Genomic DNA, 23,805 nt, shown 5'->3' with positions numbered 1-23,805 from the left:
GGCTCTCCATGGCAACGAAGCATCTTTTCCTGCTCCCCGGCGACGGCATCGGCCCCGAGGCCATGGACGAGGTCAAGAAGCTGATCGCGGCCATGAACGCAAAGCTCGGCAGCGGCTTCGTCACCGATGAGGGCCTGGTCGGCGGCTGTGCCTACGATGCGCACGGCGCGGCGATTTCCGATGCCGATATGGAAAAAGCGATGGCCGCGGACGCGGTGCTGTTCGGTGCCGTCGGCGGGCCGAAGTGGGATGCCGTGGCTTACGAGGTGCGGCCCGAGGCCGGCCTGCTTCGGCTGCGCAAGGACATGGAGCTGTTCGCCAATCTGCGCCCGGCAATCTGCTACCCGGCGCTGGCCGCCTCTTCCTCGCTGAAGCAGGAAGTGGTCGAAGGCCTCGACATCCTGATCGTGCGCGAGCTGACCGGCGGCGTCTATTTCGGCGAGCCCAAGCAGATCATCGATCTCGGCAACGGCCAGAAGCGCGGCATCGACACGCAGGTCTACGACACGTTCGAGATCGAGCGCATTTCGGGCGTCGCTTTCGAGCTCGCGCGGACCCGCAAGAACCATGTCACCTCGATGGAAAAGCGCAACGTCATGAAGTCGGGCGTGCTGTGGAACGAGGTCGTCACCCAGACCCACAAGGCACGCTATTCCGACGTCAAGCTCGACCACATGCTGGCCGATGCCGGCGGCATGCAGCTGGTGCGCTGGCCAAAGCAGTTCGACGTCATCGTCACCGACAATCTGTTCGGCGACATGCTGTCCGACATCGCCGCCATGCTGACCGGCTCGATCGGCATGCTGCCGTCGGCCTCGCTCGGCGCGCCGGATGCCAAGACCAAGAAGCGCAAGGCGCTGTACGAGCCGGTGCACGGCTCGGCACCCGACATTGCCGGCAAGGGCATCGCCAACCCGATCGCCATGATCGCCTCCTTCGCCATGTGCCTGCGCTATTCCTTCGGCATGGTCGATGAAGCCGACAAGCTCGAAGCTTCAATCGCCGCCGTGCTCGACCAGGGCTGGCGCACCAAGGATATTTTCTCACCCGGCATGACCGAGGTTGGTACCGTCGAGATGGGCGACGCGATTATCGCAAAATTCCTGGGATAATCAGCGGATCTCGCCGGCAAGCTGCTGCAGCAGGCCGACGAGCTGCGCCTCCTCCACAGGTTCGAAGAAGGCCGCGTCGGCGGTCTCGACGGCGACGATCGCTTGCTGTGCCGCAGCCACCCCGGCGGCGGTGACGCGGATCACCTTGGCTCGGGAATCCCGGGGGTCGGCCTCGCGTGCAATCAATCCCTTGACTTCCAGCCGGGCGACGACGTCCGAGGTCATCTTGACCTCGGTGCCGGCCTGGGCGGCGAGCTGCACCTGGTTGGGCGGCTCGCCATTGCGGCCAAGCCACATCGCCGAGGCGAGCAGCACGAACTGGACATGTGTCAGGTCGAGCGGCGCCAGCGCCGCCGTCATGACACGCTGCCAGCGCATTGTGGTCCGCCAGAGCAGCAATCCGGGGCTCTCCGATGGTCCACCCTTGAAGCGCGTGTCCAGTTCAGCCACGGTTCGCCAACGCCTCCGCCTGCTCGAACAGCCTGGCCATCGAGACGTCGAAATCGCCACTAATCTTGGGCCCGAGTTCCGGGCCGACCTCGGCGGCCGAAGGGCCCGAGATATCAAGCCGGTGCGTCACCTGCGTGCCGCCTTCGACGGGCACCAGCGTGTGCCGGAACAGCAGCGTGGTGTCACCGAACGAGGTTTCATCGGCATAGGTCAAATTGTCGACGAGATCGACGATGGTCGATTCGAACGTGTCCTGTCCAACCGGTGTCACCGAGACGCGGGTGCCCTTGGCGAACGGCCCGTGCAGCACGAAAGTGTCGGACCCCTCATAGGTCAGGCGGCCTTCATGCAAGGCCTTGAGCGCGTTCCAGATGGCTCGCGCCGGAAGCGGGGAAGTCGCGGTGTATTCATTGGTCCACATCGTCTTGCTCCACTGGTTTATTTAATCTGCACACAGACTATCTGTGCGCGGATTAAATTGCAAGCGGAATCTTCATCTGTGACGAAGATCGGCTGAACCGTCGTTTTTGGAGTGACTTTTCTCGGGACCTGACCGCTAAATCCTGACCCCAGCAGGCACCGGTCCCCACTGGTTTTCATGCGCCTGGGTCGGGATCAGCGCGAACACCAGGATGATCAGGCTGCCGATGCTGGGGATCAGGATCACCAGATAGAGCCAGCCCGAAAGGCCGATATCATGCAGCCGGCGTACGGTCATGCCGAGACCGGGCAGGAGCGTCACCAGGAGGAAGGTGCCGCAGAGGCCGACCGTCACCGCCGCCGAGACATCTGTGTCGAAATTGCCCATTTCGATATCGGTGAAGATGCCGATGCCGCCGGTGATGAGCAGGCAGACCACCCAGAACAGGCAGTAGCCCCAATATTCCTTGCGGCGGGCGCGGCCGGCGAAGTTGAAGTAGTTCCGCGTCAGGCCACGCCAGAAATAGCCCCAGAGATCACTGGGTTCGGCGGTTGCGCTCTCGCTGGATCGGCCGAAATGCTGTGCCTGCGGTGCGCGGGCCGCGGGTGCGGTGCCGGCTGGAGCCGGAGCGGCGTTTATGCCGGCGGCCACGGTCGAGCTCGCGGTGGTTTGGCCGGCGATCGAAAAGACGTCTCGCGCCTGGCCGCCGCCCGCCTGGAACTCCACCACTGTCCCATTGGGCATCGCGGTTTGCCGGCGCAGGTTCTCGCGGGTGAAGGTGTAGCGGCTGCCATCGGCGCCGGTGATGAAGCCGAAGCCCTGACCCTCGTCATAGTGAAGCACTTCGCCGCGCATCGCCCGCTCCCTTGTCGCCACGTCCCTGCCAAGATGTGGCACAGGGCCGAACAGATGGGCAAGCCGCCCATAAGCTACCGCCTTCGCGGCAAATGACGCAAAAATCAGCAGCGAGGCTTTCGCGTCGGTCTTACGACGGCCGCTTCTTCGTCTTCTTGTGCTTAGGCGCGCCGGTATTTTCGAATTTCGGCTTGCCCGGCTTTTTCGCCCACGGCTTTGCCTCATGCGCGGCTGCCGGGCGCTGGTCGGCGGAAGCCGGTGCACGCTTCTCGAACTTGCGCTTCGGCGCGTTCGGGTCGAACGGCGCCTTGCCGCGATGCGGTTTCTTGTCGGGGCTGGGCGGCTGATAGCCGGCCCGCGACAAGTCAGGCGTGCCGTCCAGCCGCCTCACCACGATGTTGCCCTGCAATTTGCGGTCGGGGCCGATCGCGGCGAGAAAACGCTCGGCCCAGTCGGCGGCGATCTGCACGAACGTCTCTTCCGGCTGCATCTTGATGGCGCCGATCTCACGCTTGCTGATGCTGCCGGCACGGCACAGCATCGGGATCAGCCAGCGCGGCTCGGCATTTTGCCGGCGTCCGACCGACAGCGAGACCCAGACGCTGTCGCCGAAATCGTCGCGGCGGCTGGGCGCCTCGTCGCGGTGCGCAAACTTCTCGCCCGCCAGCCTTTCGCGCGAAGGTGTGAAAGGCGCGACGTCCATCAGATCCTCGGGCGCGGAGCGGCTGGCGCGGCACTGGCGCACAAAGGCGGCCGCCACCTGTTCGGCACCATGCCGGCTAAGAAGCGCGTCGATGAACGCACGCTCGTCGTCCTTCACCGGTTCGTCGAAAGCCGGATCGGCAAGGATGCGCTCGTCGTCGCGCCGCATCACGTCGTCGGCCGAGGGCGGGCTCGCCCATGTCGCCGTCAGCTTGGCGCTTTGCAGCAGCCGCTCGGTGCGCCTGCGGGCGCTATTGGGCACGATCAGCGCACTGACGCCCTTGCGTCCGGCACGTCCGGTGCGGCCGCTGCGGTGCAGCAGCGTTTCCGGATTGGTCGGCAGGTCGGCGTGGATCACCAGTTCGAGGTTGGGCAGGTCGATGCCGCGCGCTGCCACGTCGGTGGCGATGCAGACTTTCGCGCGGCCGTCGCGCATCGCCTGCAGCGCATGGCTGCGTTCGTTCTGGCTGAGTTCGCCCGAGAGCGCGACGACGGAAAAATTGCGGTTGTTGAAGCGGGCCGTGAGATGATTGACGGCGGCACGGGTGTTGCAGAACACCAGCGCGTTCTTGGCCTCATAGAAACGCAGCACGTTGATAATGGCGTTCTCGCGGTCGGCCTGGGCGACATTCAGCGCCCTGTATTCGATGTCGAGATGCTGCTTTTCCTCGCCGGCGGCCGAGATGCGCACGGCATCGCGCTGATAGCCCTGGGCGAGCGTGGCGATGGAGCGCGGCACGGTGGCGGAAAACATCAGCGTGCGACGGTCGGCCGGTGCGGCATCGAGAATGAATTCGAGGTCCTCGCGAAAGCCGAGATCGAGCATCTCGTCGGCCTCGTCCAGCACCACGGCCTTGAGCGTCGACATGTCGAGTGAATTACGGGTGATGTGGTCGCGCAGCCGGCCGGGCGTGCCGACGACGATATGGGCGCCGCGCTCCAGCGTCCGCCGTTCGGTGCGCATGTCCATGCCGCCGACGCAGGATGCCACCGTGGCGCCGGTCGGCTCGTAGAGCCATTCGAGCTCGCGCGTCACCTGCAGCGCCAGTTCGCGCGTCGGCGCCACCGCCAACGCCAGCGGCGCCGCTGCCGGGCCGAAACGTTCCGCGCCGTCGAGCAGCGTCGGCGCCAGGGCAAGGCCGAAGGCGACGGTTTTGCCCGAGCCGGTCTGTGCCGACACCAGAGCGTCGGCCTGCCCGAGCTCCAGCACCGCCTTCTGCACCGGTGTCAGGTCGGAATAACCGCGTTTCTCCAGCGCTTGTGCCAGCGCGGGAACAATACCTTCGAAGTTGGACATCTCATTCTTTCGGAATTCAGGGTTCTGCGCTCATCATGGAGCACAAGCCGGGGCTGGCGCCGTGCCAGCCAAACAATCTTGGCCGTTCGTACTTCCTGCCGCCCTTTTTGTACAGGGCAGGCGCGCAGCGCCAAGACGGTTGAGGGGTGTTCCAGCGGAGTGAGGCGTTGGTGTTCCCTGGAGCACCCCCATCCGACCTCGCTTCGCTTCGCGAGGCCACCTTCTCCCACAAGGGAGAAGGGAGAACCGCATTGCGCCCCGCGATTGACTCCTGCCGCAAACCGCGTAAAAGCCGGCATCGAACGGGATCAATCTCGATGCGCGGCCTTTTGATGGCTCTTCTTGCCTTCGACGTCCCCGGCCACATCAGTGGGGCCGGACGCGTTGGTGCATCTTACCGTTCGACCAAAACTATGGCCAAAACCACCACCAAAACGGTGTGATTCCCTTGGCCTAACCACCCTCTCCCGGGTCCGGCCCGGGGGACGGAACCCGCACTTGGCCGGCGGGTTTTCTCCAAGAACCAAGCGGAGAGGGACAGGAGATTTCTATGAGTTTCAAGGTTGCAGTCGTCGGCGCCACGGGCAATGTGGGCCGGGAAATGCTCAACATTCTGGAAGAGCGCGGCTTTCCGGTCAGCGAAGTCGTGGCGCTCGCCTCGCGGCGCAGCATGGGCACGGAAGTGTCGTTCGGCGACCGCACGCTGAAGGTCAGGCCGCTCGACCAGTATGATTTTTCCGACACCGACATCTGCATCATGTCGGCCGGCGGCAACGTCTCCAAGGAGTGGTCGCCGAAGATCGGCAAGCAGGGCTGCGTCGTCATCGATAATTCATCGGCCTTCCGCTACGACCAGGACGTGCCGCTGATCGTGCCCGAGGTGAACCCGGACGCGATCTCGCTGTTCACGCGCAAGAACATCATCGCCAACCCGAACTGCTCGACGGCGCAGCTCGTCGTGGCGTTGAAGCCGCTGCATGATGCCGCCACCATCAAGCGCGTCGTCGTCGCCACCTACCAGTCTGTATCCGGCGCCGGCAAGGAAGGCATGGACGAACTGTTCACGCAGACGCGCGCCGTGTTCGTCGCCGACCAGGTCGACGTCAAGAAGTTCACCAAACGCATCGCCTTCAACGTCATCCCGCATATCGATGTCTTCCTCGACGACGGCTTCACCAAAGAAGAGTGGAAGATGGTTGCCGAGACCAAGAAGATGCTCGACCCCAAGATCAAGCTGACGGCGACCTGCGTGCGCGTGCCGGTGTTCATCGGCCATTCGGAAGCGGTCAACATCGAGTTCGAGAAGCCGATCACCGCCGACGAGGCGCGCGACATCCTGCGTGAAGCGCCTGGCTGCCAGGTCTTGGACAAGCGCGAGGATGGCGGCTACATCACGCCGCTGGAATCAGCCGGCGAGGATGCCACCTTCATCTCGCGCATCCGCGAGGATTCGACCGTCGACAACGGCCTGTCGATGTGGATCGTCTCCGACAACCTGCGCAAGGGCGCGGCGTTGAACGCGGTGCAGATCGCCGAACTGCTGGTCGAACGCGGGTTGATCCAGCCGAAGAAGAAGGCGGCTTAGTTTTCGCTCACGGGCCGTATCGCCGCTGCCGCGGCGGGCCCTCCGCGAGGGCGCCGGACGACCGGCGGCCCGCCGTCGCGGGCTTGGCCTTTCGGCCGGATGCCTTTCCTTCTCCCCGTTTACGGGGAGAAGGTGCCCGAAGGGCGGATGAGGGGCAGCGCCGGCCATACCGATTTGGCACTGCCGAGTCATGAGATTAGCCGTCAAAGCCGCTCTGCGCCGATTTCAACTCGCGCTATCCATACTCAGTTCGCGCAGCACCGCCATCGCCTCCTCCGCCCGCCCGGCCGGCACAAACAGATGGTCGTGGTAAAACCCCGAGACTGGATTGACGCCCATGCCGGCGGCGGCGAGGCGTGCGGTGATGGCGGCGAGGAAGCCGACGGCTTCGAGCGATGAGTGGATGTTCAGCGTGATCATCCGGCAGCGGAACGAAGCCTCCAGCCCCGTGGTCCGGGCGGCTTCCTCGGTCACGATCAGCGTCGTACCCTCGCGCTCGCGAAACACCATCACCGGCTCCAGGCCTTCGGGCTGCGGCACGTGCGGCGCCAGCGTGGCAAAGACATAGGTGCCATCAAGCAATTCCGGCGTCATCGACGCCAACAATGTCCTCAGATCGGTCTCGCCGGTCATTTGTCGTCTCGCCTGGTGCACTGCCCGCTCCTCAATAGCCCGCCATGGACGAATGCCGATAGCTCTGCTGGCAGCAGAGTCGCAGCATGGTGGAAATCGGCGCCAAGACAAATCCAGACACGTGTCGGATCGCCGCCTCACGGCACGTCCTTGGTTCGATCCCGCTGAACACGGGGCTAACCATCAGGAGGGACCACCAATGAGCATTTCTCAAACCGCGCCTGTCTCGTCCGGCGCCCTGTGGACCGGCCGCGTGCTCAGCGGCCTCATCATCCTGTTCATGATCTTCGACGGCGCCATCAAGCTGCCACCGCTCGATATCGTCACCCAGACGATGGTGCCGCTCGGCTGGCCGGCCGACGCCAATGTCGCGCGCATGCTGGGCATCATCGGCCTGGTCTCGACCGCGCTCTACACCCTGCCGCGCACCTCCGCGCTCGGCGCCATCCTGCTCACCGCCTATATGGGCGGCGCCATCGCCACCAATGCGCGTATCGGCAGTCCGCTGTTTTCGCACACGCTGTTCGGCGTCTATCTCGGCATCATCCTTTGGGGCGGCCTCTATCTGCGTGACCCCAAAGTGCGCGCTCTGATCCCGTTCAGCCGGTAGCCGTTCCGCGCCAATCGCTGCCAGGTGTCGTCGCGATCTTCATTCTTCTCGGGATCAAATTAGCCGTCTGAGAGTTAGGGATTTGGCGGCGAGACGGCGATCCGCATGTGAGAGGAACGACAAATGAAGAGAATCCTGACTATTCTGGTACTGACGACGGCGCTCGGCGCCTGTTCGCAAACGGAAAAAGGTGCTGCCGTCGGTGGCCTCGGCGGTGCCGCGGTTGGCGCGGCGGTCGCCAATAATCCGGTGCAAGGCGCGGTTGTCGGCGGTGCCGTCGGGGCCGTAGCCGGTGCGCTGATCGGCCGGGCCAGCGAACCGGGCCGTTGCCGCTATCGCGACCGCAATGGCCATACCTATGTCGATCGCTGCCCAAGCGGTTATTGAACGACCGCATGCCAAAAATGAAGAGCAAACGGCGGGCTTTTGACCCGCCGTTTTCGATCGATGAATTGGCTGCAACTCGTTTGAGGCACTATCACGGCGCGCGCTACAGGAGCTCCCGGACGTATCGCCAGGCGTCCCGCCCCAAACCCGCGTCGGCGCGGTCATTGCCGCCATGGGCATGCGAGCTTGAGCGCGGCGTGTTTTCACCCGGCAGGAGAATGCGGTGGCCGGCGTCGGGAGCCGAAACGAGGCGCGTGGCCTTTCCGGCGTCTTTTCGACGCCGGACGATCGATCGAGCAAAATCCAGGGATGGCCACAGGGCGTCGCCGCCGCCCGCGACCAGCACGATCTCCGCCGAAATAACCTCGACGGGAATGGCGGCCCTGTCCGCTTCCTGTTTGAATCTTGCCAGGCAGTGTTCGAAAAGCCCTCGATAGGACACAAGGCCATCGAGGTAGCATGCCTTCCAATCCGGGTCGGTTGGAACAAACGGGCATGGAACCCCGTTCAGCGTCCATGACGACCGCTCGGGCCAACTGATGCCGTCGCGGCCCGGCCCGATGTTGCCCCAGACCACCGATGTCGGGCTGATCGCGACCACGGCATCGATGCGCGGGTCATGCGCTGCCGCGAGCAAGGATGCCTCGGCGCCCTTGGATGTGCCGACATAGACGATGCGCCGGCACCCCAATCCGACAAGCCAGTCGGTCGCGGCGAAAAACGTCTCCAGGGGGATTTCGCATATGCCTGGGACCTGGCCTTCGCCGCCGAACCAGCGGAGGGCAAGGGCAGAGACGCCCACATCGGCAAACAGTCGTGCGCGCTCGACATCGACGCGGCCGCTCGATCCGCTCAACACCACGACACCTGTCGTGGCATCGACGCATCGCAACAGGGTTCCGGCGACGCCGCCGGACAGGATTTCCTCCGCGACTGCTCGTTCGTCCATCCGATCCTCAGCCGGAAATCAGAAGCTTTCCCAAGGAAAAATCAGAAGCTTTCCCAAGGAAACAGCAAAGGGCAGGTGAGTGACAATTGCAAACAGCAAAACGGCGGGCACAGGCCCGCCGTTCTGTTTGCGCAAGGAATAGGAAGCGATTACTCGGCGGTGGCGGCTTCCGCTTCGGCTGGTGCGGCAGCGGCCGCGGCGACGGCGGCAGCGGCGTCGTCCTGGGCCTTCTTCAGCAGGGCGGCGCGTTCTTGCGCCTTCTTGCCGGGCTCGGCCTTCTTCGGGTTGGAGCGGGCTTCGCGCTTGGCAAGGCCGGCTTCATCGAGGAAGCGCAGAACGCGGTCGGTCGGCTGGGCGCCGTGCGACAGCCAATGCTTGACGCGGTCGGCGTCAACCTTGATGCGTTCGCCGTCCTTCGGCAGCAGCGGGTTCCACGAGCCGAGCGACTCGATGAACCGGCCGTCGCGGGGCGAACGGGCGTCGGCGACGACGACGTGGTAGTAAGGACGCTTCTTCGAGCCCGCACGGGCCAGTCTGATCTTCAGTGCCATTTTCTTTTCTCCTAAAAGCTCTGATTTCGTTGATTGTTCAGGCTGGTTGTCAGCCGGTTTTCGTCACGCCGTTGGCAGCGGCGATCTGTTCGTGGTGCCGGATCACTTCGCGGACGACGAAGTTGAGGAATTTTTCCGCGAAATCCGGGTCGAGATGCGCATCTTTCGCAAGCTGGCGAAGACGGGCGATCTGCTGCTGCTCGCGCGCCGGGTCGGCCGGCGGCAGGCCATGCTCGGCCTTGAGCATGCCGACCGCTTTGGTGCAGCGGAAGCGCTCGGCCAGCATATGGATGAGGGCGGCATCGATGTTGTCGATCGAGGCGCGATAGCCGGCCAGGATGGTGCGGGCGTCGGCCATGTCCTTTTCTTCGTTCATAGCGTCCTCACTTTTTCTTGCCGAGACCGGGCAGGCCGCCACCACCGCCAAGGCCGGGAAGCTTCATGCCGCCAGGCAGGCCGGGCAAGCCGCCGCCTGGGGCGGGCAAGCCCTTCATGCCACCGAGGCCGGCGGCCTGCGCCTGTTTCTGCAAGGCTTCGAGCTGCTTGGGATCCATCTTCGACAGGTCGGGCATGCCACCGCCCATCATGCCGCCCCCGGGCACCATGCCGCCAAGGCCCATCTTGGAGGCGAGGCCGCCCATCATGCCGCGCATCAGCCCGCCGCCTTTGCCCTTGCCACCCATCGCCTTCATCATGTCGGCCATGCCGCGATGCATCTTCAAGAGCTTGTTGATCTCGGCCGCATCGGTGCCGGAGCCGGCGGCGATGCGCTTCTTGCGCGAGTGTTTCAGTATATCGGGATTGGCGCGCTCGGCCTTGGTCATCGAGGAGATGATGGCGAGCTGGCGGCCGAACATCTTGTCGTCGAGGCCGGCGGCGGCCATCTGGTCCTTCATCTTGCCCATGCCGGGCATCATGCCCATGATGCCGCCCATGCCGCCCATCTTCGACATCTGCTGAAGCTGCTGGGCGAGGTCGTTCAGGTCGAACTTGCCCGACTGCATCTTCTTGGCCATCGCCGCCGCCTGCTCGGCGTCGATGTTTTCCGCCGCCTTCTCGACGAGCGAGACGATGTCGCCCATGCCCAGGATGCGGTCGGCGATGCGCTTGGGGTGGAATTCCTCCAGCCCGTCCATCTTTTCGCCGGTGCCGATCAGCTTGATCGGCTTGCCGGTGACGGCGCGCATCGATAGCGCGGCACCGCCACGGCCGTCGCCGTCCATGCGGGTCAGCACCAGGCCGGTGATGCCGACGCGCTCGTCGAAGCTTTTCGCCAGGTTGACGGCGTCCTGGCCGGTCAGCGAATCCGCGACCAGCAGGATCTCGTGCGGGCTCGACACCTTCTTGATTTCGGCCATCTCGACCATCAGCGGCTCGTCGATATGGGTGCGGCCGGCGGTGTCGAGGATGACGACGTCATGGCCGCCGAGCTTGGCCGCCTGCACGGCGCGCCTAGCGATATCGACCGGGTTCTGGCCTGCTATCACAGGCAGCGTCGCGACCTTGACCTGCTCGCCGAGCTGGCGCAACTGCTCCTGCGCGGCGGGGCGCCGCGTGTCGAGCGAGGCCATCAGGACCTTCTTGTTCTGCCGCTCGGTCAGGCGCTTGGCGATCTTGGCCGAAGTCGTCGTCTTTCCGGAGCCCTGCAGGCCGACCATCATGACGACGACCGGAGCAGGCGCGTTGAGGTCGATGGCGACGCCCTCGGCGCCCAGCATGTCGACCAGCTCGTCATGGACGATCTTGACGACCATCTGTCCGGGCTTGATCGACTTCAGCACGGCGGCGCCGACGGCCTTCTCGCGCACCTTGTCGGTGAAGGAACGCACGACCTCCAGCGCCACGTCGGCCTCGAGCAGCGCACGGCGCACCTCACGCAACGCCGCCGAGACATCAGCCTCGGAAAGCGCGCCGCGGCCGGTCAGGCCGTTCAGGATGGAGCCAAGGCGCTCTTGCAGGGACTCAAACATTGATCAACCCACCGCGCGAGAGCGCCTTGGAATCATAGTGATCCCTGTCGGGCCGATGGCCCTCCACGCCTCTTGTGCGCTGCTGCAGCGATTCAAACATTCGTTTTCCTTTCCCTGGCACCCGGATGGTGCCCGAGAGGTAATGCGTTCGCGCCCAGTCTCCAAGCAAAAGCCAGTCCAAGCAAAAGCCCAAAACCAAAAAGCACCCGGGGGCGCACAGCGCTGCCGGGTGTTGGCCTCCAGGATCTGTTTACAGCACTTGGCCTCAAGAGGCTTCGGCGTCCTGGTCGGCTTGCTCGGAGGGATACTCGTCGCGGAATTGGTGGGCTGTAGACAGGAAATCGACGCGAGAGTCAAGGCAAGGCCGGTGTCGCGCCGTTTCCCGGACCGCGATCAGGCCGTACCCACGGCGTTCGGGACCTCGGCCGAGACCCTGAGCGGCGAGCGTGGGTGCAGCAATAGAGCAATCGTCAGCAAGCTGCAGGCGATGCCGATGAGGGCGATGAGAATTGCATCCGACATCATCCATCCCGACCCTTCGAGCGGCTTGGCGGTGAACAAGGCGAAGGAATTGTAGCTCTGCTGATGCGAGATCAGCAGGAAGCCGGTGAGGTTGTTGCCGAGATGGGCGCCAAGTGCTGCGCCGAGATTGCCGGTGGCGTAGACCATGAGTGTCAGAAGCAGCGCGAAAGCGGCGATCGAAACCAGCACGCAGGCATTGATGGCGGCCGACGAACCGCCGCTCCAGTGCAGCGAGGTGAACAGCAGGCCGGGCAGCAGCGCCCAGATGAAAGGGCTGCGGAACCGGCTGGCGAGGCCGCGCAGCAGATAGCCGCGAAACAGCACCTCTTCCGACGAGGTCTGCAGCAAGGTGAGCGCGACGATCGGGATCGCGAACAGCAGCCAGGACGACAGGCTGATCGTGCCGCGAGCGATCCCCGGCGCTAGCAAATAGAGCAGGATTTCGGACAAAGCCGAGGTGATCAGCACCGCGATCAGACCCTTGAGGAAGTCCGGTCGCGATACGCGGCGGCCGGTGCCGAGGAGGGCCGACAGCGGCTCGTCATGCACCCAGCGCATCGCGATCCACAGACCGATCCAGATCCCGGCGAAGGAGGTGAGCGCGCAGACGATGCCAATGGGCGAGGCGAGAAAACCCTCCATGCCATATGGCGAAGCCGTCACCTGCCAGGCGAAGTAGACATGTGTGCCACCCAACAGCACGGCCGCGGTGGTGGCGCCCCAGAGCAGGACGACGATCAGCGTCCCCAGAAATAGACGCAACAAAGTCGTCCTGGCGTTCGGCGTGTTGCGATAGCGCTCGAAGGCAGTGTCGTCGATTGTCACGCTTGTCCTCGATCCGAATCCATCGCTGCTTGATCCAGCTGTCCTTGATCTAGCCGATGGCCTCGGGAATCGGAATCGATATCGCAAACGGATCGTGCGGCACCCAAGCGCCGTCCGGTGCCGGCACGGTCTTCCTAGTGTCGTCAGCCGCCGCTTCGGCGACCTCTGGCCTCTGTCAACGCACCACGTACATGATGCGCCGGGTCTGCGGGTCGACCAGCGTCGGCTGACCGTTCACGTAGACATAGCGATACTTGTAGTCGGGAATTTCGCGCAACTCCACGGTGTCGGGCAGGGTTGCGCCGGTCACCACCTCGCCTTCGAGATAGACGGGGTCGAGGCGATGGGTGTCGACGTAGGTCCTGACCTCGGCCGGAGGCCGGACGACGGTGTCGATCGGCTCGCCGGTGACGATCGCTCCGGTGTACTCGGTGGAATAGTTGCCGATGTCGTCCGGCGGCGAGACGACGGCAACGGCGGAGCGACGCTGCGTCAGCACCACGCGGCTGCCGCCGAAATCGGCGGTGACGTAGTCGGAATAGACCCAGCCCTGGCCGCCGGCTTCTGCGATCGTGCACCATTTGCTGTTTTCGATGCAGCCATTGAGCGTCGCCGACTGGCCGGCGGCCAGCACGCCGATCACCGGATATTGCGGACCCGGGCCAGCGCGCACGTTGAGATCGGTGACCGCCGATACGGCGGTGTCCGCCAATGCGGCGCCCGACATCATGGTGAACACTCCGGCGATTGCGGGAAACAATACGGATTTCATGGTTTCTCTCCGTTTTCGTGATCCCTCGGCTGTGAAAACGGGGCAGCGGCGCATGCGTTCCGGTTAAAACGCGCGAGCCAACTCACGATTTCCCGTGTCTTTCGGCAAGCTGGTCACAAGATCGTGAACAAAGGCCAGTTTCTGCGCCGTCACGTCCGAAATGACGAAGGGGTAGAGGTCGGGCAGGCCCATGCAGCGGTTGATCGAATTGGAGGCTTCCGACAGCACCAGCCAGCGGGCAAGAATCTTGTCGAAGGGCTCGGGCGTCTTTGCAGGCTCCGACGGCGCTGCCTGCAGCCCGCCACCAGTATCGCCCCGGGGCAGTTCGGCCGCCTCCACCGTCTCCAGCCGGCCGAGCGGGAAGTTCAACGCATGGACCATCTCCAGCGTGTCGGTGATGTGCAGATGGTGAGCCCAGGTCTCGGCCCAGTCCTCCCACGGATGCGAGGTGGCGTAGGCCGAGATGTGGTCTTGCTGCCAGTCGGGCGCGGCGCCATTGGCGTAGTAGGCCTTCAGCGCCTGTTCGTAGTCGGCGCGTTCGTCGCCGAACAAAGCGCGGAACGCTTCCAGCCCTTGCGGATCGTCGCGGATCAGGCGGTCCCAGTAATAATGGCCGAGCTCGTGGCGGAAATGGCCGAGCAGCGTGCGGTAGTTCTCGCCCATCTCGACGCGACGTTTTTCGCGCTCGGCTGAATCGGCCTCGGCGACGTTCAGCGTGATCAGGCCATTGTCGTGGCCGGTGAGAATCCGTTCGCCGCCCGGGCCACCGCCGATCGGATCGGCGAGGAAGTCGAAGGCCAGCCCGATCTCGTCCGTCGGGCTTTGCTTGGGCGCCACCGGAAGGCCGAAGGCGAGCAGCGAATAGATGGCGCGCTTCTTCGCCGCCTCGACGCGGATCCAGCGGCGGCGGTTGCCGTCGACCGAGAGGTCGGGGATCAGCTGGTTCAGCACGCAGGCACGGCAGAAGACCTGCCCCGGCTCGGCCATCCAGTTGCAGGCGCATTCGTCGGCATTGGTGCACTGGATGGCGCCGTCGACGCCGGACAGGACAAAGCGCGCGCGCTCAGGATCATAGAGCACGAGACTGCTGCAGTTCAGGCACTGGGCGTTCTCGAAATAGAGACGGTGGCCGCAATGCGGGCAGTCGAAAAGTTTCATCTCGGTCTCAATTCATCAGAAGGGCACAGGATGCATGGCGGCCCGTGCCCAAACGCGAGCCACCGGCCGGTGTTCCGCGGTCCGGCGAGACTATCTCGCTTCGCTGGTCCAGGCGCTCCGATGCGGTCCACGGCCGGCATCAACGTCTTTCATGCATGGCCTCGCCATAATAATCACTTGATCGTAGGCAAATTCCCCGGCATTCGCCAGCATCGCGCCACAGACGGTGACAAATGTGCCTTTCGCTGGCAAATTCGCAATCGGGACGTGAATCAGGCAACCAGGAGAACAACATGGCATTTCTTGCCAAGGGTAGGATTTTAGCAGCCGCGGTGGTGGCGGTGCTGGGGCTGGCAACGGGCGCGCAAGCGGCGGCCAGCTGCGGCAAGACCGGCGCCGGCTTCGATGCCTGGAAACAGGATTTCGCCGCCGAGGCCAAGTCCGAAGGTGTCGGGTCGAGGGGGCTGGCCGCTCTGGCCGGCGCGACCTATGCAACAAGGACCATCTCCGCCGACCGCGCTATCCACAAGGCGTTCAGCGGCTCGGTGGACGATTTCATGAAGCGCCGTGGCGGGTCCGCTATTATTTCCAAGGGCCGTTCGCTGAAGAAGTCGAACGCGGCGCTGTTCAACCAGATCGAACAGAACTACGGCGTGTCGCCGGGCGTGCTGCTCGCCATCTGGGGCATGGAGACCGGCTTCGGCGCCTCGATGGGCAACCAGAACACGGTCTCCGCCATTTTGACGCTTGCCTATGATTGCCGCCGCCCCGACTATTTTCACCCGCACGCCATCGCGGCCCTGAAGCTGGTTGATCGCGGCGCGTTGACCGCCTCGTCGGTCGGCGCCATGCATGGTGAGATCGGCCACACGCAGTTCCTGCCCGGAAACGTCCTGAAATATGCGGTCGGCAGCGGAAACCTGCGCGACAAGGCCACCGCTTTGGCCTCCACCGCCAACTTCCTCAAGGGTCACGGCTGGCGGGCTGGCGCCAGCGCGCAGTCGAATATAGGCGCGATCGCCGGCTGGAATTCCGCAAGCGTCTATCAGCAGGCCATCGCCCGCATCGCCACCGCGATCGACGCCGACTGATCGAAATCTCTCAACAATTCCAGGGAAGGTGTGAAACGATTTCCGTCAGGAGTTGTGTCTAAGCAACATCTCGATGGCGAGCCCGGTCACGGGCTCTCTTCGAGCGTTTGCGCTGCCCCTCATCCGCCTGCCGGCACCTTCTCCCCGTATAGTGACGGGGAGAAGGGATTTGCGGCGATGTTGGCGCTCGTTCTGCAGCGCTGGCGATTGACGAAAGCGTTGATTATGGCGTTTTTCTCCCCGTCACTATACGGGGAGAAATGCCCGGCAGGGCAATGAGGGGCGGCGCCAACATCGACAATTAACGAGTTGGCGGGACGCGGTTCCTGCCGCCCAGCGGCACCAGGCATCGACCGGGACAGCGCATTCCGTCTAGCTGTTGCGGTTGCGCGCGGCCAATGTCCGCAGCCTCAGCGCATTGAGGCGGATGAAGCCGGCAGCGTCCTTCTGGTCGTAGGCGCCACGGTCATCCTCGAAGGTGACCAGCGCGTCGGAATAGAGCGTCTTCCCAGACTTGCGGCCGGTGACCATGACATTGCCCTTGTAGAGCTTCAGCCGCACCATGCCTTCGACGTCTTCCTGGCTCTTGTCGATCATCGCCTGCAGCATCAGGCGCTCGGGCGAGAACCAGAAGCCGTTGTAGATGAGCTCGGCATAGCGCGGCATGAACTCGTCCTTGAGGTGCGCGGCACCGCGGTCGAGCGTGATCGATTCGATGGCGCGATGGGCCACGATCAGGATGGCGCCGCCGGGCGTCTCATACACGCCCCGCGATTTCATGCCGACGAAACGGTTCTCGACAAGGTCGAGCCGGCCGATGCCATTATCACGGCCGAGATCGTTGAGGGCGGCCAGCATGGTCGCCGGCGACAGTTTCTTGCCGTTGAGAGCGACCGGGTCGCCCTTCAGGAACTCGATCTCGATCTCGGTGACGGCATCCGGCGCGTCCATTGGCGACACGGTGCGCTGATGCACGAATTCCGGCGGTTCCACCCATGGATCCTCCAGCACCTTGCCCTCGGACGAGGAGTGCAGCAGATTTGCGTCGACCGAGAACGGCGCATCGCCCTTCTTGTCCTTCGGCACCGGGATCTGGTGCTGTTCGGCGAAGTTCATCAGGTCGGTGCGCGACTTGAACGACCAGTCGCGCCACGGCGCGATGACCTTGATGTCGGGGTTGAGCGCGTAGGCGGAAAGCTCGAAGCGAACCTGGTCGTTGCCCTTGCCGGTGGCGCCATGGGCAATCGCGTCGGCGCCGGTCTCCCTGGCGATCTCGACCAGGTGCTTGGAAATCAGCGGCCGTGCGATCGAGGTTCCCAGCAGATAGGTGCCTTCATAGACGGTGTTGGCGCGGAACATCGGGAAGACGAAGTCGGATACGAATTCCTCGCGCACGTCGACGACGCGGATGTCCTTGATGCCCATCATCTCGGCCTTGCGGCGCGCCGGCTCCAGCTCGCCGCCCTGGCCGAGATCGGCGGTGAAGGTCACGACTTCGGCGCCGAGTTCGGTCTGTAGCCATTTCAGGATGATGGATGTGTCGAGGCCGCCGGAATAAGCGAGCACGACCTTCTTGACGTCTTTGATCTTGGACATTTGGCAGTTCCACGACAGGAGTTCTAGGCGCGCGAGGTATCACGCCGCTTCCAGGCTGCGCAAGGGATGAACACGAGGCAGGTGGGTGACCCAGGATCGAGCAGGGCTGGATCAGCACGCTTGCCGTTCGGCCGCTGGCAAGAAGGGGCGGCATCCTCTATAGCCTGACGTCCCCAACCCAAAGGCCTGCCCATGTCCTTCATTCCCGACACCGCCACGCTGGTCCAGTTCGCCATCGCCACCGTGATCCTGGCGATCACGCCAGGCCCTGACATGACGCTGTTCGTGTCGCGCACGCTGAGCCAGGGTCGGGCCACCGGCTTTGCCTCGATGGCCGGCGCGCTGTGCGGCACGCTGATCCACACCACGCTGGTGGTGGTCGGCGTCTCGGCGCTGATCGTCGCCTCGCCTATGGCTTTCTTCGTGCTGAAGATCTTTGGCGCCGGCTATCTCGTCTTCCTGGCCTGGCAGGCGATCGCCAAGGGCTCGGCCTTTTCGCCGGAAAAGAAGACGGGCCCGCAGATCTCGCTGCTGCGCAGTTGGGCCGCGGGGCTTGGCGTCAACTTGCTCAATCCGAAGATCATCCTGTTCTTCATGACCTTCCTGCCGCAATTCGTGTCCGCGCACGATCCGAATGCGCCCGGGAAGCTGTTCTTCCTTGGCTCCATGTTCATTGTGCTGTCGATCCCGGTGACGGCACCCATGGTGCTGGCGGCGGAAAAATTCTCGGCGGCGATGAAGGCCAGCCCACGCGTGACGCGGGTGGTCGACTATCTCTTCGCCGGCGTGTTCTCGGCCTTCGCGCTCAAGATCCTGACGGCCCAGGCGAAGTAGGAGCTTTCTCGTCCTTCCACCAGCTTCCGGCCCAGCGGCCGGCGCTGAGCCAATAGAAGATGCCGCCGACCATGCCACCACCGAGCACCGCCATGATCGCGCTGGTCTCGGTGACGGCAAAAGCGGAATCGCGGATATTGTCGACGAGGCCCAGGAAAACCCCCGACACCAGCGCGCCCGCCAGCGCGTAGAACAGCCAGTCGCGCCGGCCGAGGATTTCGGCAATCAGGATGACGACCGCGGCCGGCATGAAGCCGAAATAAGCGACAAACAGGGCGACGAAAGGAATTGAAAAATAGAGCGATGCCGTCGCCGCCGGATGGGCTTGCGCCGGCGCGTAACCGAGCGAGGCCAGGAACAGGATGTTGAGGAAGGCGCTCGCCGCCAGCGAGGCGATGGTGTAGCCGAATAGGATGACGGCGAAGCGCACGATATAGGCGACGAGACGGTTCATCAGGGATCACGGCCCGTGAGATGACCGGACTTGTGTCCAGCCAGAAGCCAGTAGACCCAGCCGGCGGCAATACCGGCCGCGGCCAGAAAACCGAGGAAGCCCGGATTGAAAACGAAGCCGCCGGCGGAGCCTGGGACAAAAACACCGAAGGCGATCGACGTGACCGCGCCCGTGACGGCAAAGTAGAACCATCCTCGCAGCGCCAGCCGTTCGGCGACGAAGATCGCTGGGCCGACGATCAGCAGCGCGCAGATCGCCACGGTCAACACGGCGAGCGGGAAGGAGGCCAGCCAGTCGAATGTGAAAATGATCGACCAGTTGCCGTCCTCGATCCCGGCCAGAAGAACGATCAGCAGCACCGGCACCAGGATGGAGGTGAGCACAGCGGCGACGTAGCCGACTGTTATGATGGCGAAGCGCTTCGAGCAGGCGACGAGACGGCTCACACCTCGCCGTGCCCCGCGATCATCATGGCTTCCAGCGCCAGCCGGTCGACCTTGCGCATGCGCTCCGATTCCGACTTCAGCTGGCCGCAGGCGGCCAGGATGTCGCGGCCGCGCGGCGTGCGGATCGGCGAGGCATAGCCGGCATTGTTGATATAGTCGGCGAACTTCTCGATCGTCTCCCAGTCCGAGCACTGGTAGTTGGTGCCAGGCCACGGGTTGAACGGGATCAGGTTGATCTTGGCCGGAATGCCCTTGAGCAGCTTGATCAGCCCCTTGGCGTCCTCGATGGAATCGTTGACGTCCTTCAGCATCACATATTCGAAGGTGATGCGCCTAGCGTTGGACAGGCCGGGATAGGCGCGGCAGGCGGCGATCAGCTCCTTGAGCGGATACTTCTTGTTGATCGGCACCAAGAGGTCGCGCAGGTCGTCATTGGTGGCATGCAGCGAGATCGCCAGCATGACGCCGATCTCCTCGCCGGTGCGGAAAATCTCCGGCACGACGCCGGAGGTCGACAGCGTGATGCGGCGCTTCGACAGGGAAAGTCCGTCGCCGTCGGAGGCGATCAGCAGCGCCTTCTTGACCGCCTCGAAATTATAGAGCGGCTCGCCCATGCCCATCATGACGACGTTGGATACTTTCCGGCCCTCGGCGGGCACGATGGCGCCATCCGGCGTGCCGCGGTCGGGGAAGTCGCCAAGCCGGTCGCGGGCGGTGAGCAACTGGGCGAGGATTTCCTCAGCCGTCAAATTGCGCACCAGCTTCTGCGTGCCGGTGTGGCAGAACGAGCAGGTCAGCGTGCAGCCGACCTGCGAGGAGATGCAGAGCGTGCCGCGGCCTTCCTCGGGGATATAGACGGTTTCGATCTCGACCGGCCGGCCGGCGCCGCGCGGCGGAAAGCGGAACAGCCACTTTCGCGTGCCGTCGGCGGAAATCTGCTCCTCTACAATCTCGGGCCGGGCGACGGTGAAATGCCTGTCGAGCTCGGCGCGTAGGTCCTTGGAGATGTTGAACATGCCGGCGAAGTCGGAAACGCCGCGTACATACATCCAGTGCCAGAGCTGCTGTGCGCGCATTTTTGCCTGACGCTCCGGCACGATGCCTGCAGCGACCAGGGCCTCCGCGAGCTCGGCCCGTGTCAGGCCAATCAGCGACGGTTTTTCGGCCGGCATGGCGCGGGTACGCAAGGCGTCACGGGCACCTTCGGCGGTGAGGTCGAGTGAAAGGGTCATGGTTGCACAGATATAAGCGGTTTACGGCCGATTTCATCCATCGTGCCTGATCTCAAGCGGGGCGCATAGCACAGCTTGGCGGCAGAGTCATGCCGCGGGCGATCGGGCGGCCTGTCCCGCCGCCGGGCAGTGGTGCTCCCCCAGTGCGCGATCGATCACATATTCGTGTCAGCGTAACGGCCGGCGCGCCATCCGCGAACCCAGAGTGGGGCAACTGTGCCCCTGCACAATGGGAGTATGCGGAATGAAATCGATCAAGCTCGCCGTCATTGCCGGCCTCGCCGCCCTGTGCGCCTCGCAGGCGTTCGCCGAGGACACGATGGGCACCATGACCATGATGAAAGGTGGGCAAGTAACGGCGATCATGCCGGACGGGCACATGGGCACCATGATGCCGGACGCGAAGATGGGCGCCGATATGATGAAGATGGCCAAGCCGATCAAGCACTGCATGATGATAATGACCGACGCCAAGGGCAAGGCGTATATGATCGACACGTCGACCAAGAAGGCCCAGGCCGAATGTGAAAAAATGGCCATGTGACGATCTCGCAACGATTGCCCGCCGGCCTGGAGGTCGGCGGGTCGCGGAGCTTTCACTTCGATTGACGGAGGCGCTCTCTGGATCATCCTCACGAGCGGACGCCCAACACCGCGGCCCGTTGATCCCGGCCGATCGTCAGACTCTTGCTTGATCGGTGTCATGCCTGTGTTAGGGCTGGGTTTTCCCCGCGAGGACAGACATGGCCGGCCAATCGCGAAGACATCCCATGCTGCGGCGTTCGCGCGCCATGTGGGCCTCGCGCCGCGTCTGGCAGCCGCGCCTGGTGTTCTGGGCCGGTGCGATCTCGATCGGCCTGATCAGCGTGTTGTTTGCCGTGCTGGCCGACAAGGCACAGGCGCTGTTTCATGTGGTGATCGGCAATGATGGCGGCTGGCGCTTCTATCTGCCACTGGCGATCACGCCGCTCGGCTTTGTCCTGTGCGCGTGGCTGGCGCACGCCTTCTTTCCGGGCTCGCAAGGCAGCGGCATTCCGCAAGCGATCGCCGCCCGGCACCTGCGCGACGACGACGACCGCAGCCATATCCTGTCGCTCAGGCTGGTGGCGGGCAAGATAGCGCTCACCCTTGTCGGCCTGTTCTGCGGTGCGTCCATCGGCCGCGAGGGGCCGACCGTGCAGGTCGGCGCGTCGCTGATGCTGCAGGCGGCGCGCTGGGGCGGCATGGCGCAGGCGCGGGGCCTGATCCTGGCGGGATCGGCCGCCGGCATCGCCGCCGCCTTCAACACGCCGCTTGCCGGCATCGTCTTTGCCATCGAGGAAATGGGCCGCACCTATGAGGCGCGCACCAACGGGCTGGTGCTGACGGCGGTCATCCTGGCCGGCCTCGCCTCGCTCGGCGTGCTCGGCAACTACACCTATTTCGGCCTGTCCAAGGAGACGATCTCGTTTGCCGTCGACTGGCCGCTGGTGATCGCCTGCGGCGTCATCGGCGGCGGCTTTGGCGCCTTGTTCTCGTTGCTGGCGTTGAAGGCGACGCGGCGTATCCGGCGCTGGAGCGCACTGCAGCCGCTGTGGCGCGCGCTGCTGGTGGCGGCGGTCTGCGGACTGGTGGTGGCGGTGATCGGCATCGCGTCGGGCGGGCTGACCTTCGGCACCGGCTACGCGCAGGCGCGCAGCGCGGTCGAAGGCACGCCGCTGCCCTGGTTCTTCTTCGCCGAGAAATTCGCGGCCGGGCTGCTGTCGATGATTTCAGGCATACCCGGGGGCATCTTCGCGCCCTCGCTGGCGGTCGGCGCCGGTATCGGCAGTTCGCTCGGCCTGGTGTTCGGCAGCGGCGCCGGCGTCGCGGCGCTGCTCGGCATGGCCGGCTATTTCGCCGGCGTGGTACAGGCGCCGATGACGGCCTTCGTCATCATCCTCGAAATGACCGGCAATCACGACAATGTCATCGGCCTGATGCTGGCCTCGATGCTGGGTTACGGCACGGCGCGCCTGATTTCGCACGAGCCGCTCTATCACGCCCTGTCGCGGGTCTTCATCGCCGAAGCGATCCGGCGGCGGCGGGCGGAAGCCGCACCGGAATCAGGCCACGGCTGAAAAAGCAAAAGGCCGGGGTTGCGGCCCGGCCTTTGGTTCAAAAACGAAGATAGCCTATTTGCACTTGGCGATCGAGGACAGCGCCGCCGAAATGCCCTTCAGCGAAAAGACATAATTCGTGGGATTGCCGCGGCCCGACTTCGCCGACACCTTCATGTCGGTGCCGGTCTTCATCGCCGCGATCAGCACCGGTTCCTCGGCGGCGTTCTCGACCCAGGCCGATTTTCCGCGCGTGAACATCGAGAAGCTCTTCTTGTCGATGGTGACGGTGGCCTTGGAGCCTTCCTGGAAATTGTAGCCGGCGATGAACTGCGGCTCATAGGATACCTGTTGGCCGGGCCGCTGGCTGACGAAGAAGAACATGTCGCCATGGTCGAGCGTCGGCGGCTGCTTGTCGGTCGGCACGGTCAGCACGTAGCAGACCTTGCCGCCCGACGCCTGGTAACTGTAGGTGCCCCAGGCATTGTGCTGGCCGATCTTGGTCGCCTGCTGCGCCAGCGCCGGCGCTACCGAGGCCGCCAGGACCAGGCTCGAAACTAGTGCAATCAATCCGCGCATCGTTTTTCCCGTATTCCAAATGGTGCGGAGGCGGGCCGCGTGGCGTCCTGCCGTCGCTTCATTTTGATTTAATCTGGGTTACCAAACGGTGAAGTTCCCAAGAGAAAAGGACCTTCACCCCAGGAAACCGCCGCCATTTCCGCGCCGCCGCCTTGTCAGCGGCCGGCACGGCGTCCCTTTGGCGACTTGGAGGCCACGAAAACGGCAAGAGTTTGACTTTTGACCCGCCGCTGAACGCCCCTGTCCAGGGGCTGAGCCGACGTGGCGGGTTCGGCGGGCGGGACTTTAGCCCTTGTCGGCGATGGCGTCCTTGGCGGCCTGCCGGTGCGCCGGCGTGATATGGGCGCTGACGGCGGTGATCGCGGCGGTCAGCACGGCGATGTCGTCGGTGAAGCCGAGGCCGAAGATGAAGTCGGGGATGAGGTCGACCGGCAGGACGAAGTAGCCGAGCGCGGCCACCAATATGCCCTTGGCGCGCAGCGGCGTTTTCTTGTCCATGGCGCAGTAATAGGCGGCGACGACGTCTTCCATGAACGGAATCTGCCGCGCGGCCTTCTTGGCAGTGCGCCAGAACTTTTCGCGCACTTCGCCCTCGCCGCCCAGTCTGTCGCCAAAGCCGAAGAAGTCAAAACCGGATTCTTGCGCCATCAATCTCTCCCGGCGGGTCCCATGCCCATACTGGCGCATGCCCGCGGA

The 23,805-nt window shown here is 64.2% G+C and carries 26 protein-coding genes; 8 read left to right on the top strand and 18 right to left on the bottom strand.

What is annotated here, in order from left to right; all coding sequences use genetic code 11:
• Positions 1-8: 8 nt before the first annotated feature.
• Positions 9-1,112, top strand: a complete 1,104-nt coding sequence (leuB, locus tag FJ492_RS22475) for a 3-isopropylmalate dehydrogenase (RefSeq protein WP_140772320.1) — start codon at positions 9-11, stop codon at positions 1,110-1,112.
• Here leuB and FJ492_RS22470 read toward each other — a convergent pair whose 3' ends face one another.
• From FJ492_RS22470 to FJ492_RS22455, 4 genes are all read right to left on the bottom strand, one after another.
• The gene (locus tag FJ492_RS22470; RefSeq protein WP_140772318.1) at positions 1,113-1,562 is read right to left on the bottom strand and encodes a MarR family winged helix-turn-helix transcriptional regulator; all 450 of its coding nucleotides are present in this window, start codon (positions 1,560-1,562) and stop codon (positions 1,113-1,115) included.
• Positions 1,555-1,983, bottom strand: coding sequence for a polyketide cyclase (locus FJ492_RS22465; RefSeq protein WP_140772316.1), 429 nt, complete (start codon positions 1,981-1,983; stop codon positions 1,555-1,557). Before FJ492_RS22465 ends, FJ492_RS22470 begins: the two co-directional genes overlap by 8 nt.
• A gap of 135 nt (positions 1,984-2,118) precedes the next feature.
• Positions 2,119-2,838 (bottom strand): DUF805 domain-containing protein, encoded by a 720-nt coding sequence (locus FJ492_RS22460; protein ID WP_140772314.1) that lies wholly within the window; start codon positions 2,836-2,838, stop codon positions 2,119-2,121.
• Between the two features lie 130 nt (positions 2,839-2,968).
• Positions 2,969-4,837, bottom strand: coding sequence for a DEAD/DEAH box helicase (locus FJ492_RS22455; RefSeq protein ID WP_140772312.1), 1,869 nt, complete (start codon positions 4,835-4,837; stop codon positions 2,969-2,971).
• A gap of 550 nt (positions 4,838-5,387) precedes the next feature.
• Between FJ492_RS22455 and FJ492_RS22450 the strand changes: the two genes are divergently transcribed.
• Positions 5,388-6,422: an aspartate-semialdehyde dehydrogenase gene (locus tag FJ492_RS22450; protein WP_140510518.1), complete on the top strand. Its 1,035-nt coding sequence runs from the start codon at positions 5,388-5,390 to the stop codon at positions 6,420-6,422.
• Between the two features lie 225 nt (positions 6,423-6,647).
• On the opposite strand, the gene FJ492_RS22445 is transcribed toward FJ492_RS22450, so the two are convergent.
• Positions 6,648-7,055, bottom strand: coding sequence for an ACT domain-containing protein (locus FJ492_RS22445; RefSeq protein WP_140510516.1), 408 nt, complete (start codon positions 7,053-7,055; stop codon positions 6,648-6,650).
• Between the two features lie 199 nt (positions 7,056-7,254).
• Between FJ492_RS22445 and FJ492_RS22440 the strand changes: the two genes are divergently transcribed.
• Both FJ492_RS22440 and FJ492_RS22435 read left to right on the top strand, forming a co-directional pair.
• Positions 7,255-7,665: a DoxX family protein gene (locus tag FJ492_RS22440; RefSeq protein WP_140718494.1), complete on the top strand. Its 411-nt coding sequence runs from the start codon at positions 7,255-7,257 to the stop codon at positions 7,663-7,665.
• Between the two features lie 123 nt (positions 7,666-7,788).
• Positions 7,789-8,052 (top strand): YMGG-like glycine zipper-containing protein, encoded by a 264-nt coding sequence (locus FJ492_RS22435; protein WP_027146224.1) that lies wholly within the window; start codon positions 7,789-7,791, stop codon positions 8,050-8,052.
• 103 nt (positions 8,053-8,155) lie between these two features.
• On the opposite strand, the gene FJ492_RS22430 is transcribed toward FJ492_RS22435, so the two are convergent.
• From FJ492_RS22430 to FJ492_RS22395, 7 genes are all read right to left on the bottom strand, one after another.
• Positions 8,156-9,001, bottom strand: coding sequence for an acyl-CoA thioester hydrolase/BAAT C-terminal domain-containing protein (locus FJ492_RS22430; protein WP_140718495.1), 846 nt, complete (start codon positions 8,999-9,001; stop codon positions 8,156-8,158).
• A gap of 149 nt (positions 9,002-9,150) precedes the next feature.
• Positions 9,151-9,552 carry a 30S ribosomal protein S16 gene (rpsP, locus tag FJ492_RS22425; RefSeq protein WP_027146222.1) on the bottom strand — a complete coding sequence of 134 codons (402 nt, stop codon included), beginning with the start codon at positions 9,550-9,552 and terminating at the stop codon, positions 9,151-9,153.
• Positions 9,553-9,601: 49 nt separating this feature from the next.
• A complete protein-coding gene (locus tag FJ492_RS22420) occupies positions 9,602-9,928 on the bottom strand; it encodes a chorismate mutase (RefSeq protein WP_027146221.1) in 327 nt (108 codons plus the stop codon).
• 7 nt (positions 9,929-9,935) lie between these two features.
• Entirely contained in the window at positions 9,936-11,522 is a 1,587-nt protein-coding gene (gene ffh / locus FJ492_RS22415; protein WP_140718496.1) for a signal recognition particle protein, read from the bottom strand.
• Between the two features lie 393 nt (positions 11,523-11,915).
• Positions 11,916-12,869: a type II CAAX endopeptidase family protein gene (locus FJ492_RS22405; RefSeq protein WP_140718497.1), complete on the bottom strand. Its 954-nt coding sequence runs from the start codon at positions 12,867-12,869 to the stop codon at positions 11,916-11,918.
• 175 nt (positions 12,870-13,044) lie between these two features.
• Complete coding sequence (locus FJ492_RS22400; protein ID WP_140510507.1) at positions 13,045-13,641, bottom strand: DUF1236 domain-containing protein; 597 nt, start codon at positions 13,639-13,641, stop codon at positions 13,045-13,047.
• 63 nt (positions 13,642-13,704) lie between these two features.
• Entirely contained in the window at positions 13,705-14,799 is a 1,095-nt protein-coding gene (locus tag FJ492_RS22395; protein WP_140718498.1) for a putative zinc-binding metallopeptidase, read from the bottom strand.
• A gap of 293 nt (positions 14,800-15,092) precedes the next feature.
• On the opposite strand from FJ492_RS22395, the gene FJ492_RS22390 reads away from it, so the two are divergent.
• Positions 15,093-15,890 carry a lytic transglycosylase domain-containing protein gene (locus FJ492_RS22390; RefSeq protein WP_140718499.1) on the top strand — a complete coding sequence of 266 codons (798 nt, stop codon included), beginning with the start codon at positions 15,093-15,095 and terminating at the stop codon, positions 15,888-15,890.
• A 372-nt stretch (positions 15,891-16,262) separates the two neighbouring features.
• Here the strand turns inward: FJ492_RS22390 and FJ492_RS22380 are convergent, their stop codons facing one another.
• Complete coding sequence (locus FJ492_RS22380; RefSeq protein ID WP_140718500.1) at positions 16,263-17,486, bottom strand: argininosuccinate synthase; 1,224 nt, start codon at positions 17,484-17,486, stop codon at positions 16,263-16,265.
• Between the two features lie 192 nt (positions 17,487-17,678).
• Between FJ492_RS22380 and FJ492_RS22375 the strand changes: the two genes are divergently transcribed.
• Positions 17,679-18,320 carry a LysE family translocator gene (locus FJ492_RS22375; protein ID WP_140718501.1) on the top strand — a complete coding sequence of 214 codons (642 nt, stop codon included), beginning with the start codon at positions 17,679-17,681 and terminating at the stop codon, positions 18,318-18,320.
• On the opposite strand, the gene FJ492_RS22370 is transcribed toward FJ492_RS22375, so the two are convergent.
• The 3 genes from FJ492_RS22370 to rlmN are packed head-to-tail and all read right to left on the bottom strand — an operon-like array spanning position 18,292 to position 20,452.
• Positions 18,292-18,774, bottom strand: a complete 483-nt coding sequence (locus tag FJ492_RS22370; RefSeq protein WP_140510499.1) for a hypothetical protein — start codon at positions 18,772-18,774, stop codon at positions 18,292-18,294. The two genes, FJ492_RS22375 and FJ492_RS22370, sit on opposite strands and share 29 nt — an antisense overlap.
• Entirely contained in the window at positions 18,774-19,220 is a 447-nt protein-coding gene (locus tag FJ492_RS22365; RefSeq protein WP_140510497.1) for a hypothetical protein, read from the bottom strand. Before FJ492_RS22365 ends, FJ492_RS22370 begins: the two co-directional genes overlap by 1 nt.
• Complete coding sequence (rlmN, locus tag FJ492_RS22360; protein ID WP_140718502.1) at positions 19,217-20,452, bottom strand: 23S rRNA (adenine(2503)-C(2))-methyltransferase RlmN; 1,236 nt, start codon at positions 20,450-20,452, stop codon at positions 19,217-19,219. Before rlmN ends, FJ492_RS22365 begins: the two co-directional genes overlap by 4 nt.
• Before the next feature lie 244 nt (positions 20,453-20,696).
• On the opposite strand from rlmN, the gene FJ492_RS22355 reads away from it, so the two are divergent.
• A complete protein-coding gene (locus FJ492_RS22355) occupies positions 20,697-20,996 on the top strand; it encodes a hypothetical protein (protein WP_140510494.1) in 300 nt (99 codons plus the stop codon).
• 199 nt (positions 20,997-21,195) lie between these two features.
• A complete protein-coding gene (locus FJ492_RS22350; protein WP_140772310.1) occupies positions 21,196-22,551 on the top strand; it encodes a chloride channel protein in 1,356 nt (451 codons plus the stop codon).
• Between the two features lie 54 nt (positions 22,552-22,605).
• On the opposite strand, the gene FJ492_RS22345 is transcribed toward FJ492_RS22350, so the two are convergent.
• Together FJ492_RS22345 and FJ492_RS22340 are read right to left on the bottom strand one after the other, a co-directional pair.
• Positions 22,606-23,109 (bottom strand): invasion associated locus B family protein, encoded by a 504-nt coding sequence (locus tag FJ492_RS22345; protein WP_140510920.1) that lies wholly within the window; start codon positions 23,107-23,109, stop codon positions 22,606-22,608.
• A 285-nt stretch (positions 23,110-23,394) separates the two neighbouring features.
• On the bottom strand, positions 23,395-23,757 hold the full coding sequence (locus FJ492_RS22340) for a YkvA family protein (protein ID WP_027146206.1): 363 nt from the start codon (positions 23,755-23,757) through the stop codon (positions 23,395-23,397).
• Positions 23,758-23,805: the final 48 nt, after the last annotated feature.

The sequence above is a fragment of the Mesorhizobium sp. B2-5-4 genome (assembly GCF_006441095.1).
Lineage (GTDB): Bacteria > Pseudomonadota > Alphaproteobacteria > Rhizobiales > Rhizobiaceae > Mesorhizobium > Mesorhizobium salmacidum.
This window is presented reverse-complemented; position numbering and strand designations above follow the sequence as displayed.